The 14,072-nt window shown below is 71.2% G+C and carries 10 protein-coding genes and 1 CRISPR repeat array (1 of these 11 running past the window's edge); of the genes, 4 read left to right on the forward strand and 6 right to left on the reverse strand.

Annotated elements, in window-relative coordinates; genetic code table 11:
- Positions 1-74: 74 nt before the first annotated feature.
- The 6 genes from P2424_RS04205 to P2424_RS04230 form a co-directional block, all read right to left on the reverse strand.
- Complete coding sequence (locus P2424_RS04205; RefSeq protein ID WP_019356475.1) at positions 75-503, reverse strand: GFA family protein; 429 nt, start codon at positions 501-503, stop codon at positions 75-77.
- Positions 500-1,333, reverse strand: a complete 834-nt coding sequence (locus tag P2424_RS04210) for a DUF3865 domain-containing protein (protein ID WP_276474442.1) — start codon at positions 1,331-1,333, stop codon at positions 500-502. The genes P2424_RS04205 and P2424_RS04210 overlap by 4 nt, the downstream gene beginning before the upstream one ends.
- Positions 1,330-2,622: a cupin domain-containing protein gene (locus P2424_RS04215; protein WP_276474443.1), complete on the reverse strand. Its 1,293-nt coding sequence runs from the start codon at positions 2,620-2,622 to the stop codon at positions 1,330-1,332. Before P2424_RS04215 ends, P2424_RS04210 begins: the two co-directional genes overlap by 4 nt.
- Positions 2,623-2,701: 79 nt before the next feature.
- Positions 2,702-3,829: an inosamine-phosphate amidinotransferase 1 gene (locus tag P2424_RS04220; RefSeq protein WP_276474444.1), complete on the reverse strand. Its 1,128-nt coding sequence runs from the start codon at positions 3,827-3,829 to the stop codon at positions 2,702-2,704.
- A gap of 119 nt (positions 3,830-3,948) precedes the next feature.
- Positions 3,949-5,019: a fatty acid desaturase gene (locus P2424_RS04225; protein WP_276474445.1), complete on the reverse strand. Its 1,071-nt coding sequence runs from the start codon at positions 5,017-5,019 to the stop codon at positions 3,949-3,951.
- Positions 5,020-5,133: 114 nt separating this feature from the next.
- A complete protein-coding gene (locus tag P2424_RS04230) occupies positions 5,134-5,367 on the reverse strand; it encodes a hypothetical protein (protein ID WP_276474446.1) in 234 nt (77 codons plus the stop codon).
- A gap of 499 nt (positions 5,368-5,866) precedes the next feature.
- On the opposite strand from P2424_RS04230, the gene P2424_RS04235 reads away from it, so the two are divergent.
- From P2424_RS04235 to P2424_RS04250, 4 genes are all read left to right on the forward strand, one after another.
- Entirely contained in the window at positions 5,867-6,745 is an 879-nt protein-coding gene (locus tag P2424_RS04235) for an amino acid--tRNA ligase-related protein (RefSeq protein WP_276474447.1), read from the forward strand.
- Between the two features lie 38 nt (positions 6,746-6,783).
- Complete coding sequence (locus tag P2424_RS04240) at positions 6,784-7,626, forward strand: TauD/TfdA family dioxygenase (RefSeq protein WP_276474448.1); 843 nt, start codon at positions 6,784-6,786, stop codon at positions 7,624-7,626.
- Between the two features lie 77 nt (positions 7,627-7,703).
- The gene (locus P2424_RS04245; protein ID WP_276474449.1) at positions 7,704-8,831 is read left to right on the forward strand and encodes a hypothetical protein; all 1,128 of its coding nucleotides are present in this window, start codon (positions 7,704-7,706) and stop codon (positions 8,829-8,831) included.
- A 505-nt stretch (positions 8,832-9,336) separates the two neighbouring features.
- Positions 9,337-11,199 carry an ABC transporter ATP-binding protein gene (locus P2424_RS04250; RefSeq protein WP_276478816.1) on the forward strand — a complete coding sequence of 621 codons (1,863 nt, stop codon included), beginning with the start codon at positions 9,337-9,339 and terminating at the stop codon, positions 11,197-11,199.
- 174 nt (positions 11,200-11,373) lie between these two features.
- Positions 11,374-14,072: a CRISPR direct-repeat array (repeat unit 28 nt; unit sequence GGAACATCCCCGCGGGCGCGGGGTCGAC); it runs 1,238 nt beyond the window's last position.

A 14,072-nucleotide genomic window follows, 5' to 3' on the forward strand; every position in this document is an offset into this window, starting at 1 on the left:
GGCGGCGGTAGTGCTGTCGTCCCGGCCGTGCTCGGGTGGTGAGGGCGCCTCGCCACCCGAGCGACCGGTTCGGTTCAGCCCGCGACGGTGCTGTGCTGGGTGTCGGGAACCGAAGGCAGCCAGTGCACCGCGCTGTCCCGGAAGCTCTGGTTGACGGGGACGAGGTCGGCACCGCTGGTGTCGTCCAGGGCCGTGACGTTGATGCCGATGTCTGGGATGTCACTGTCGAGGGCCGCGATGCGGCTGCCGCAGTCGGGGCAGAAGGCCCGCTTGGCCTGGCCCGGGAACGTCTCGAACCACTTCGGCTCGCCACCCTCGCCGGTCCAGGACAGACCGTCCGTGGCGAAGCCGGCCCACCACATCACCGGAGCGCCGCCCAGCCGCTGACAGTGGGGGCAACTACAGGTGTGCGGGTAGTCGGCCTTGCCCTTCACGACGAAGCGGATCTTTCCGCACAGGCAGCCGCCGGTGCGCTCGTCGGTCTCGGCGGGGGTGGCGTTCATCGGTTCATCTCCTGTGCGCGGTGGTTGAGTTGAGTCCACCATGCTGTCATCGCCTCCAGGATCTGCAGGAACCCATCCAGGGCCTGCGGCAGGTCGATGTGGAAGAGATCAGCCTTCCGGATGAACTGCGCGAGGCCCTCGATGTGCGCGGCCTCCACGCTCATGCCCTTTACCTGCGCGGCGTGGTGGTCGTCGTCCAGGTGGAGTCGGTAGTAGTAGTCCAAGTTCTTCAGCTCGCTGCCGCTGGCGTCGACGGTCAGCTCGCCGTACCGGTTGGTGATGTCGCGCAGGATCTCGGTCTCGGCGATGGCCACGGCCTCGGTGGCGTAGTACGCCCCGGCGATCAGGCTGGGCATGTGCGAGCCGACCATCCACTGATGCAGGTCGACCAGCAGGGCCGTCTCGGGAGCAGGGACGTGCCCGTTGACGAGGAGGCCGAGGTCGGCGAGCAGGGCGCCTGAGTAAAGCACGTAGTGCGCGGGGACCTTGCCGCGCTCGCCGCCCTCCTCCAGATGGTTGCGGCGCAGCTCGTGGGCGAGCTCCGGGCAGAAGCCCTCCACGCTCGTGGCGGCTTGCTTGAGGAACTGCGCGTTGTAGCGGGCGAAGACGGACAGTTCCTCGATGTACATCCGCGCCTGGGGCTCGGTGAGCTCGCTCGCGGTGACCCGGTCGGCGATCCTCCCGTACACCCAGTCGATCATCGGGGCGAGGTGCTTGTCGACGAGGTCGTTGCCCGAGGTGAAGTTGCCCAGCAGGATGCCGTTGACGGCGCTGCGAGTCTCGGGGAAGGCCGCGAGGTAGGCGTGGACCAGCGAGTTTTCAGGGTTCATGCGGTGGGGTCCTCCGAAGCGGTGGAGCGGGTGGTTACCTTCAGGCCGCCGGTGGCGCCGAGGGCGCGGACCGCGGCCAGGACGTTGTCGTCGTGGGGCAGGGGGACGCTGGCGCCGGCGTTGAGGGCCGAGACCATGTCCGCCTCCAGCACGTGGGCGTCGATGGCGATCTGGAAGCCACGCAGGAAAACACGCTCCCCGGCCACGCGCAGCCGGTAGGGCGGGACGAGGGAGGCGGTGGCGCCGGGCTTCACATCCCGCGCGTCGAAAGCCGCGGCGGCCAGCGAGCGGGACAGGTCGTCCTCGGCCAGCTCCCAGCCGCCGTTGCTGAGCACCGTCTCCCACCGCTGCCGCACATGCTGCTCAACTGCCTCCTCGGCCTGCTCGGCAGCCGTGGTGAGCGTCGTACGGGCGAGGTGGGCCAGGCGCTGCGCGACAGGGCCATCTCCCTCGGCCTGAGAGGCCATCGGCGAGGGCTGGCTGCGCTCGTCGTCGCGGCCGCGGTCGGCCAACAGGGAGTCGAGCAGCTCGGGAAGGATCGCCTGGCGCATCAGCCCGGCGTCCGGGTAGGTGTAGAGCGGAACGGCCACCGAGACGGAGAACTCGTTCTGCCTGCCGACGTGGAAGACCCGGCGCGGCAGGAACAGGGCGTCCCCCGGCTCCAGAACGAAGTGCCGGCCGTGCTTCAGCAGCCAGCGGTAGTCGCCGTAGAGCGGGCCCGTGCCGCCGGTGAGCTTCTCGTACTCGCCCCCGGGCCAGGTATAGAAATTCTTCGTGCCCGGGCCGAGGTGGATGAGGAACGCGTCCTCGTAGCCCTCGTGGACGCCGAAGGCGGTCCCGGCATAGTTGCCGGCGAAGGCGACCTGCTCGGCGCCGCCGAGCGGGACGCCCCACCCGTCGAAGAGGGAGGCGAGGAAGGTGCCCAGGCCCTTGGCCAGCGGCGGGCTGACGGTCTCCAGGTTGTTGATCACCAGGCTGAAGCGTTCGGCGTCCACGACGGACTGCATCCACTCGACGAAGCCCCCCTCGGGCCAGGCGGATGCGGTCAGGACCTCGGGCAGGAGGTCATCGCGCCGCTCCTCGCCGACGTAGACGCGGGCCTTCGCCTTGGTCTGGGTGTCGGCGGCGTAGGCGTGGCGGATCGCGGTGAAGCCGCCCAGCACATCGCTGGGGCTCGCCGCACTCGACGGGATGAGGCCCTTGAACAGGTGCGGCGCGGTCCTCGCGTCGGTCTTGGCGGGGAACTCGTCGTTCCAGAATTCTCGGCTCGGAGGCCAGGCGTAGGTCACTCGATCTCCTGGTGAACAGGGGCCGCGGAGCGCGGCCGGGACAGGGGTGCGGCCGACGCGGGCGGTGCCCGGCGCCGGGTCAGTCCAGGTAGTCCTCGCAGCCGCCGGAGCGGACGGTGTCCAACGTGAAGCAGTGGAAGCCGCCGCCGAAGAGCCGCCGGTGCCGGTGCCGGACGGGGACGACGGTGAAGCCGCGGCGTTCCAGAACGGTGATCAGCTCCGGATACAGGGAGTTGACGATGACGGTGTTTTCGTCGACCGACAGGACGTTGATGTCCATGTAGCGGCTGCCGATGGGGATGACGAAACCGAGGTCGCTGTAATCCGGGAAGTTCCGGTCGTCGGTCTGAGGGGCGTAGATCACCTCCCAGGAGTGCAGGGCCTGGGGCAGGTACTTCAGGTACTCCGGGGAGCGCAGCAGCATCAGCCCGGGACGCAACGGCACGATGACACTGTCAATGTGGTTGTCGGCGATGCCATCGAGGCGGTGGAAACGCAGGTGCGGGAGGTTGTCCCGCAGCCAGCGCAGCGCCAGCTCGTGGTTGTCGTTGGCGACGTTGACCAGGACGTCCCGGCCCAGACGCATGCACTGCGCGCCGTCGAAAACCATCTCCAGGCCGAGCCCGTCGATGTCCAGGGCCGTCTCGGAATCGGTGGCGCGGGAGACGTCGATGCCTTGGCGGCGGAAGAAGGCGTCGTCCAGGGAACCGCGGGCCAGCGCGGGCCGCGGCATGCTCACCCAGTTCGACCCGGCGCCGTAGTAGCGGTAGAAGATCGGCTTGAGCAGGTCGTTCTCGAAGACGCGGGCGCGCACGTGGGGCGCGGTCTCGACGATGGTGTCCCCGAGGACGATCGTCTGGTCCCGGACGTTGAGGGGCGGGGTGGCCCGGGCCTCCCAGTGCGGGGAGCTGATGTCGACGTCCTTGCCGGGGGCCGCGGGCCGGTGCACGCGCACCCCGCAGCTGGCCAGGGCGTCGACCAGGCCGACGATGTCCTCGTTCAGCTCCTCGACGAGCCGGTCGGGGATCGGCAGAAGGTCCTGCACGGCGGCTTCGCCGGTTAGGGCGGGGGCCACGTTGTCGAAGAAGAACAAGTGCCAGGAGGCGTCGACGTGGTGCGCGGTGTAGTGCTCGGCGCGGCCCACGACGACCTCGCGGAGCTGGGTCCATTCGTCGAAGCTGCTTACGGCGAGAGCGGGATCGGTCATGGCGTGCCGCCTCCTCGGCGGCCGGTGCCGACGCTGCGCAGACCGGCCGCGCCGCTCACGCGGCGGAGCGCTGGGCACAGCGGTGTCGGCTGCTCGGTGGACGGTGCGGTGAAGGCGGGTCAGGCGGCGGCGCCGCGGGCGCGCGGCGGATAGTGCGCAGGGGTGGCGCTGAGGCGGGCGATGATGTCCTCGATCACGCACGGCGTCTCGGACGTGGAGCGCCGTCGGGCGAAGTAGCCGCTGCACCAGGGCACTTCGTCCCAGCGCTCCAACTGCTGCGCGGCCAGGTCTTTCGCTTCGGGAAGGCGCCGCCAGGGGATCTGCGGGCACCAGTGGTGCACCGGGTGGTACATGTCGTCGAGGTGGCCGCCGAGCAGGTGCCGGGTGAGCCAGTGGGAGGACCAGCCGCGGGTTTGCAGCAGTACGTCCTCGTTGAGGATGAGGCCCGCGTGGTTGCCCAGGTCGGTGATCCATGTGACGACGGGCCGGACGAAGACCAGCGGCACCAGCCAGTAGAGGAGGAAGGCGCCGACCGCGTCGAAGGGCCAGCACGTGGCGACGGCAGTCGTCCACAGCACGGCCCGGGCGGCCAGGGCCCGCCATGTCTCCTCCGGCGCCTTGGTGACCAGGGTGCGCGCCGCGGTCGTCGGCAGACGCCACAGGGCGGCGCGCACGATGAAGCGCAGCACGAAGGAGAGGCGGCCTCGCGCCGTACGGGCGGCCCAGATGTTGCCGGCCTTGTAGGACTGGAACATCGGGTCGTCGTCGGAGCCGAGCTTGGCGTGGTGGACGGCGTGGGTGCTGCGGTAGGGCAGGAACCCTTCGCCGAGGAGCGCGGTCAGCGCGTACCCGACGAGCCGGTTGGCCCCGCGCGTGGCAATCAGCTTGGAGTGCACGCACTCGTGCGCCAGGTTCGACAGGTGCCGCTGCCGCACGCCGATGTAGACCACGGCCAGCAGGGTGCCGACGACGTGTCCGACGAGGTGCCCGGCCCAAGCCGCCAGCGCAACGGCCGCGAGGTCCTTGGCCACGTCGAACAGCCCGATCGTGGGGCGGCCGCACAGCTTCTCCAGGTCGGCGATGAGCTGCGGGCCAAGAGCCCTGCGTACGGGGCCCGAGGCGCCGGTCCCGTTGCGCGTTCTGCCTCGTGGCGCCGAGTGCTGCACCGGGCGCGCGGCGGGGCTGCCCATCACTTCCTCCAGGCGTAGGGGATCTCGAGGGCGTACATCACGACGGTGCGAGCTGCGCACCGCGCCCGGGCGCGGGCTGTCCAGGACCGCGCCCGGGGCGGGAGGCACGTCAGATCAGGCAGCCGCAGCGTCCGGGCGCATGCCGAGCTTCAGCCCGGCGGCGTCGGGACGCATACCGTCCTTCAGGGCGGCGTCGGGGCGCATGCCGAGCTTGAGGCCGGCGTCGGGACGCATCCCCGTCTTCAGCTCGCCGGCGTCGGGACGCATGCCGTCCTTGAGCGTCGTGATGACCGTGGTGCCGAGCTTCAGGCTGCTGCCGGAGTGCAGTCCGGTGGTCGCAGTGGTCATAGGGGGCTCTCCCTTCGTCGCGGAAGTTCCGCGAGTCCGTGGTGATCGGGCGGTGAGTGTGCTGCCGGGCCGCGGCAGGGTGATCTGTGAGTGCCGTCGCCCCGAGGCGCCCGGTGATACGGGCGGCACGCCGCCCCCATCACGCCAGGAGCGGATGCCTCCCTGCCAGAAGGTGAGGGCGTGACGCAGTCGCGCCGGGTGCCTGAGCAATCACGCTATGGCCGCCCGGATGGCCGCGGCAACGCTCTGTGGCGTTGCTCCGGGCGCGCCCGGCTGTTGCGTGAATGTTGCACGCACACCCCATTTGACCTGCGCAAACATGCTGCATGGGGGCTCGTGGCGAGCGCTTTCGGCTTCAGCGAGGAGGTCGGTGTCCGACGGCGGGGTTCTGCCGCGCGCACGGCTGCGGCTAGCTTGTGGCCCGCCGACGAGCCGGTCCGCGAACGCGGCCACGGCGACGTCAACAGGCCCACTAAGCACTGGACTTGAGGAGAGCTGCATGCTCGACCCGATCACCATGAAGTCCGACGTGCTCTACGCCCTGCGCGACACCTTGCGCGCGGACTCCTTCGTCGAGGTCGTCACCCCCGTTGCCCGGCGCGCGGACCTCGGCCCGGGGCGCCGGGCTGCGGCCGACCTGGACGGCGGCCGATCCTTGCGCATGATGATCGGGCCCGCGCTGCGGGTGAACCTGGAGCACCACCCGCGGATCTTCGAGATCGGCCCGTGCTTCCGCCCGGAGAAGCCGGACGAGCTCCACGCCTGCGAGTTCACGATGCTCGACCTGTACGCCGCGGGCGAGGACTTCGCGTTCCTCTTCTCCCTGGCCGAGCGGCTGGTCGCCCCGCACATCCCCCACGCCCCCGTGCGGATCTCCGTGGCGGAGCACATCCGGGACCAGTTCGGCATCGACCTGCGCCGCGAAGGACTCGGCGACCTCCCTGCACAGATGGCCGCCCACCTCCGCCTCCCCCCTACGGTGCCGTTCAAGGACGTGCTCGGGCAGTACGTGGAACGCGAGCTGGAGCCGCGCAGCGCGGGCACCGCGGTGTTCCTCACCGACTACCCGCTCGGCGGGGACGAGCCGTGCGCCCGCCTCACCTCCGGCGCCACCGCCACCATCAACCGGTTCGAGCTCATCGTGGACGGCCTTGAGATCGTCCACGGATACGAAGACGAGCCCGACGGCGAGGCGTTCGCCGAGCGCGCCCGCGCGGTGGACCTCTACGACGAGGAACAGCGCCTGGCGTGGGAGGCGATCGAGGACGGCCGGGTGCCGGCCGCCAGCGTCGGCCTGGGCGTCGGCATCGAGCGGCTGTGCATGGCCGCCTCCGGCATCAAGGACATCCGCCGCTTCCTGCAATCACCCCAGTACTGAGCAGCCCCCGCCGCCACACCTCGCCAGGAGGATTCGCGATGCCCCTCACCCTGCGCCCGCTTCCGGGCGGGCTCGGAGCCGAAGTCGACTGCGACTTGAGCCAGCCCCGGGAGCTGCCACTCGCTCCCGAGCTGGCGAATGCGCTGGCACACCACCGGCTGCTCGTCTTCCCCCAGCAGCACCTCAACCATGCCGATCTCCACGCCGTCAGCGCCTACTTCGGCACCGTGGACACTGACGTCGACCGCCGGTACGCCGTCGCGGGCTTCCCCGGGATCACCTGCGTCAGCAACATCGTCGAGGACGGGGGGCACGTCGGCATCTACGACGGCGACGACGAAGAGGAGTGGCACGCCGATAACTCCTTCAAGCCCGAGCTCACCCGGGCGACGCTGCTGTACTCGGTCATCACCCCCGAGCAGGGCGGGCAGACCCGGTTCGCCGACGCCACCCGCGCCTACGCGGAACTGCCGCCTGAGCTCAAGGAGCAGATCGAGGGGCTGCGCGCCTGCCACTCCATCCAGCAGCTCGGCACACTGCAGGCCCAGGCCAGCGGCGGCACCTCCTCGGCCGCAGCCGGCAGCCTCGCCGGACAGCCCGAAGCCCAGCACCCGCTCGTGCTGACCCATCCCGTCACCGGCGCCCGCTCGCTCCTGCTCGGCCCCATGGTCATCCGCGGAATCGTCGGCATGACCGCGGAGGAAAGCAGCAGTCTGCTGTCGAAACTGACCGAGCACACGACCAGCCCCCCGTATATCTACAGCCACCCGTGGTGCCAGGGCGACCTCGTGGTGTGGGACAACCTCGCTACCCTCCACACCGCCTCCCCCTGCGACAGTGCCCGCCATCACCGGCTGCTGTACCGCGCCTCCGTCCGCTGACTTCGTCCCGCCGCCCCTCCGGATGACTCGCGGCGCGATCGCGAGGCCCGGTCTGTCTCCGTCACTAGGGTTTGCGCATGACCGTGAAGGTTCCACTGAAAGAGACCGCTCTCAACGCCGAGCGCATCGCTCGCATCGGCCGCGAAGTCCAGACGGCCTGCCCCGAGTTCGATGCCGACAGCTTCGTGACGTCGGTGATGGCCGACCTTCCCCGGCTGGAACTCAGCGCCCGGATCGCCCGCACCAGCGAGGGCCTGTACGCCCACCTTCCGGTCACCGGCCCTGCCGCGCTCGACATCCTGCTGCGCTCCCTCCCGCCGACCCCCGAGGCGGCCGGCGTAACCAACGACTTCGGCCTGCACCTCTACTCCTCGCACTCCGACTACGTCGCCCGCTACTGCGCCGCCGCCGAGCACCTGGACCCGGCGCTCGGCGCGCTGGCCCGCATGACCGGATACTTCTCCTCCGAGCTCCCGGTGCGGCACTTCCTGGCCGACTTTCCCGACCAAACGATGCGTGCCCTCACCACCTGGGCTCGCGACGACGACCACCGGGTGCGCCGCCTCGCGAGCGAAGCCACCCGACCCCGCCTCCCCTGGGCCCCGCGCATCCCGCTGCCGACCGACGCGGGCCTGCCCGTCCTGGAAGAGCTGTATGCCGACTCCAACGCGTACGTGCGCCGCTCCGTCGCCAACCACCTGCACGACATCGCCGTCGACCAGCCCGAGCTGGTCGTGGCCACCCTCCAACGCTGGCGGGACGCCGGCCGCGCCGCCGAAAGGCACTTCACCACCCTCGCCCGGGACGCGCTGCGCAGCAGGCTGAAGAACGGCTGGCCACCCGCCTACACCTTCCTCGGATACCAGCACGACGCCCCCATCAACGTGAGTCCCCCGGCGCTGGAGCGCGCCGAACTGCACGAGGGCGACACCCTCGACTTCTCCGCCGAGCTGACCACCACGGCGACCGCTGCGGTGCACGTGATGTACGTGATCTCCTCGACGACGCCCACCGGCAAGCCGCGGGAGAAGACGTACTTCCTCCTGCGCGACACCGCCGAACCGGGCCGGGGGCTCTGCCTCGCCAAGAGCCACACACTGCGCTCCACCTCCACCTCGAAGCTCACCCCCGGCCCGCACTCGATCGCCCTCCAGGTCAACGGACGCCGCTTCCCAGCAGCGGACTTCCGTCTCCTGGAGGCATGACGACCTGCCCACCCCGTTGAACTGAACCGGTCCACCCGCAGGTCGTGGCGACAGACGCCGCCACGACCCGGCGCATCCATGCCCGAACCACCTCCGGCATCAGGACACAAGCCCCCGAACGAGCACCCCCGTCCGATCGAACGAGTTTGATCCCCGCCCGCCCCGGCCCGCACGACCAGACCCCGGCAATAGAACTCACGTTCACGAAATGCCCGCGAACACGCAGTGACGAGACCGGATCCGGCGCGTTCTTAGAGCACCAGTGCCACTTCGCCGCCCAGATGGAGGACGCCATGCATCCTGCTCCCGCTCCCGCGCATCAGCCCCCAGGAATCGAACGGCACCTCTCCTCGGCCGTGCACAGCGTTGACACCAGCGGTATCAGCACCGCACGTCCGGATACGGGGTGGGCGGCGTGAGCGAGCCCACCGATGCATCAGCCGACAGCGTCCCGGGCCCGCGCACCGCCCCGCCCAGTTCCGACGCTCCCCCTGCCGAATCGCAGATGCGGTTCGTCGACGTCACCGGCAGCCGCGAAGCGGCCGGCCGCTCGATCCGGATGCGCGACATGGCCCGGCGCCTGCCGCAGTTGGTACGCCGCTCGCTGTCGCTGGCCTGGCGAGTCGACCGGCGCGCCACCGTCGGCCTCCTGCTGTGCCAGACAGCCTCCGGGGTGACGCAGGCCCTGGGGCTGGTCGCGATCAGCGGCACTCTCACCGCGTTGCTGCGCAGTGGGGACGTCTACCAGCGGATTCTGGAGGCGTGGCCCTCGGTGGCCCTGCTCGCCGGTGCCGCCGGCGTACGCGCGCTGCTGGGGATCACCGTCAACTGGCTTTCCTCCCGGCTCGGCCCGCTCATGACCCGCGAGGCCGAGCAGATGCTGCTGGCCGGCTGCGCCGAGGCGGAGCTGCGGGCCTACGATGATCCCGACTTCAACCGCGACCGCGAAGCAGCCGACCGCGGCGCCCAGGTCACCGGGGACCTGATCAACGAGGGGCAGGACCTGATCGCCTCCTCCGCGTCCTTCGTCGCCGGGGCCGTGGTGCTGGCCGGGGTGCACTGGGTGCTGCTTCCGCTCCTGGTGGCGGCCAGCCTCCCGCAGGCCATTGCCCAGATCAGCGCCGCCCGGGTGCGGTATCTGGCCAACCTCCGCTCCAACGGGGACTACCGGATGCTGGGCGTGCTGCGCTGGCACATCTACACCAAGCACGCCGCCGACCAGATTCGCGCAGGCACCATGGCCGGCTTCCTCACCGGCCGCTACCGGCAGACCGTCGCCCGCATCAACCGCGAAGACCGCGCCGCGGCCGACAAAGGCGCCCGCATGTCCGTGCTCGGCGCCATGTGTGGAGGTCTCGGGTCAGCCCTCGTATGGGCGGCCGTCGTGGTGCTGCTGGCCACCGGCCGTATCAGCGTCGGGCACGCCGGAACGGCCGTCTTCGCCCTGCAGACGGTGGGGCAGTCGGTCCGCGGCCTGGTGAGCGTCGGGGCCCGCGCCGTGCGCACCGGGCTGTACATGGACGACTGGAGCAACTTCCTGACGAAGGCCGGCGGATTCCGCATGCGCCGGGGCAAGCACCGGCCCGAGCCACCGAAGACGATCGAGATCAAAGCCGTCACCCACCGCTATGCGGGCAAGGGCAGCGACGCGCTGTCCGATGTCTCGCTCACCCTTCGCCGGGGCGAAGTCACCGCGCTGGTCGGCTTCAATGGCTCGGGCAAGTCCACGCTCTCGAACCTGGCCTGCGGCCTTTATCTGCCCACCGACGGCGAGGTGCTGTGGGACGGCACCCCGACCGGCGAGGCCGACCCGCAGGCGCTGTGGCAGCGGGTCGCCCTGGTGCCGCAGGACTACGCGCAGTGGCCGCTCACCGCGCGCGAGAACATCACCCTCGGCCAGCCCTCGCCGCGCGGCGACGAGGCAGTTCACCGGGCGTGCGCGGCCGCCGGTGCCGACGAGGTCGTCGACAAGCTCGGCGCCGGCCTGGACACCCTCCTCGCCCGCGAGTGGCTCAACGGAGAGGAACTCAGCGGCGGCCAGTGGCAACGAATCGCGCTGGCCCGGGCGTTCTTCCGCCCAGGCGGGCTGCTGGTCCTCGACGAGCCGACCGCGAACCTCGACCCGCGCGCCGAATTCCAGGTCTTTCAGCGGCTGCGGGACCTCGCCAAGGACCGGGCCGTACTGCTGGTCACCCACCGCATCGCCAACGTCGCCGTGGCCGACCGCATCGTGGTGCTCGACGAAGGCCGGATCATCCAGGAGGGCACCTACCGGGAGCTCGCCCACCAGGAGGGCCTGTTCCGGGAACTGCTCTCCTACCAAGTCACCTCAGAACCCGACGGCAAAGAGCCCGACTGGCACCCATGAGCCACCTTCGCTCCGAAACCGACCCGCGCCCCACCCCCATAACCTCCCAGGTGATGACGTGCCCCTCACACGACCCCACATCCGCGCGACCCTCGAGGCGTATCTGACCCGGCACCCGCAGGAGCAGGAGTCCCGGGGGTGTTCCGTCCTTTGCTAATGGCCAGAAGAACATCAACACGTGGTCCCCGCGCGCGGGGTCGACCAACGCACGCGTGGGCTGGGTACTCGTTGCGCCGGAACATCCCCGCGGGCGCGGGGTCGACCAAGGTGATCGTGGATCAAGGGCCGGATCGTCGGGAACATCCCCGCGGGCGCGGGGTCGACCAGCGCACCTGCGTCTGCGTCGTGCGCGGAGGCGGAGCATCCCCGCGGGCGCGGGGTCGACACCGCGCCGGACTCGACCAGCGACCGGACCGCCGGAACATCCCCGCGGGCGCGGGGTCGACGAGGTGCCCGCCAGCCGCAGCGTGAGGCGGCTCGGAACATCCCCGCGGGCGCGGGGTCGACCTGTGTAGGGGTCCGCATGACGCAAAGTCGCAGGGAACATCCCCGCGGGCGCGGGGTCGACCTGCCGGTTTGTCACCGTCCGGGTCTCCACCCAGGAACATCCCCGCGGGCGCGGGGTCGACAGGCCGCAGCCCGGCTCCCACCGCGCCAGCCCCGGAACATCCCCGCGGGCGCGGGGTCGACATGCAGATCGTCCCGCCCATCCACCCCGAACAGGGAACATCCCCGCGGGCGCGGGGTCGACCGCCGACGGAGGAGTCGCTAGCTCTACGAGTGCGGAACATCCCCGCGGGCGCGGGGTCGACTTGTACGCCGTCGGGCAGGCCGACCCGGTGAGCGGAACATCCCCGCGGGCGCGGGGTCGACCCATGGCGTCCCACTCGTCATGGCGGGCAATCCAGGAACATCCCCGCGGGCGCGGGGTCGACGGTCGCCGGAGTACCAGGCGTCGTCGACGCTGAGGAACATCCCCGCGGGCGCGGGGTCGACTGGGCGCGTGGCTGCAAGGCGTTCGCGAAGATCGGAACATACCCGCGGGCGCGGGGTCGACCTTGAGCTTGCGGAACACGGCGTGCAGCCCCTCGGAACATCCCCGCGGGCGCGGGGTCGACGCGGCGGCGTCGAACTGGCGGGTCAGTTCGTTGGGAACATCCCCGCGGGCGCGGGGTCGACACGGCGACGGCGGTCGCGAGTCTGCAGACCGGAGGAACATCCCCGCGGGCGCGGGGTCGACGCGCAAGCGGCGGTACGGGTCGCGGCTGATCTTGGAACATCCCCGCGGGCGCGGGGTCGACGGTGAAGGATGCCAGGGCGCCCAGGGAAGCAAAGGAACATCCCCGCGGGCGCGGGGTCGACAACCCGTTGGTGTCGCCGCCGCTCACGTCGCCGGGAACATCCCCGCGGGCGCGGGGTCGACCAGCAGATGCGCCCCCTCAGCCACGTCCAGGCGGGAACATCCCCGCGGGCGCGGGGTCGACGACGCGCTGCGGGTCGGCCCCTCCCATAGCCACGGAACATCCCCGCGGGCGCGGGGTCGACACCGGGGCCCTGGCGGAGTTCTCAGAAGTGATCGGAACATCCCCGCGGGCGCGGGGTCGACCAACCGGTCGTAGGTCAGTCGCTCAGCAAGTACGGAACATCCCCGCGGGCGCGGGGTCGACGAACCACCCGCAGCCTCCCCCACCCTCTACGCAGGAACATCCCCGCGGGCGCGGGGTCGACGCCTGACGCCCCTACGGGAGCCGCACCTGAACCCGGAACATCCCCGCGGGCGCGGGGTCGACGTTGGTGCGGCCCGAGCTGGAGCCGACCGACGAGGAACATCCCCGCGGGCGCGGGGTCGACGAAGCCCGCCAGCAGTGCGGCCGCCGTCCAGGCGGAACATCCCCGCGGGCGCGGGGTCGACCGCACTGGGGGACGCCGCGTGACCGGCCGCCCCGGAACATCCCCGCGGGCGCGGGGTCGACCGACGCCCCGGACTCGCGCGCTGCCCCCGCAGCGGAACATCCCCGCGGGCGCGGGGTCGACTTTTGGTGGGGAGCTGCGGGGCGTCGGGGACGTCGGAACATCCCCGCGGGCGCGGGGTCGACCGCCCCGCTTATGCGTCCGGCGACTGTCCCCGGGGAACATCCCCGCGGGCGCGGGGTCGACGTCGTAGAGACGTGGACAGGGCAGGAAGCCTGCGGAACATCCCCGCGGGCGCGGGGTCGACGTGGTGCGGCGGCCGGTGCTCGACCAGGTGCGCGGAACATCCCCGCGGGCGCGGGGTCGACCGATCCCCGTTGAGGATCGTGACGCGGTCTTCCGGAACATCCCCGCGGGCGCGGGGTCGACGTCGCGGTCACCGGCGGCGTGTCCTCCTCCGTGGGAACATCCCCGCGGGCGCGGGGTCGACCTGCGCGGACTTGGCCAGCTCCTCCATCACGGCGGAACATCCCCGCGGGCGCGGGGTCGACATGCTGCGGCGGATGGTGCTGAACAGTGAGCAGGGAACATCCCCGCGGGCGCGGGGTCGACCCCGGTACCGGGACCAGGCTCACAATGGCAGCCGGAACATCCCCGCGGGCGCGGGGTCGACACCACAGGACACAGCGCTGAGGGCCGTACCGGAGGAACATCCCCGCGGGCGCGGGGTCGACAGCTCGGCACGCTGGGCGTCCTCGGCCAGCAGAGGAACATCCCCGCGGGCGCGGGGTCGACGACGCACCGGAGGTTCCGGCCGCGCTCGCCGAGGGAACATCCCCGCGGGCGCGGGGTCGACCCTCGATGGCCAGCCGGGTACCGGCAAGCTCGCCGGAACATCCCCGCGGGCGCGGGGTCGACGCGGGCGGCCAACTCAGCGCCGTCCGGAGCCGGGGAACATCCCC

The sequence above is a fragment of the Streptomyces sp. WMMB303 genome (genome assembly GCF_029351045.1).
Classification (GTDB): Bacteria; Actinomycetota; Actinomycetes; order Streptomycetales; family Streptomycetaceae; genus Streptomyces.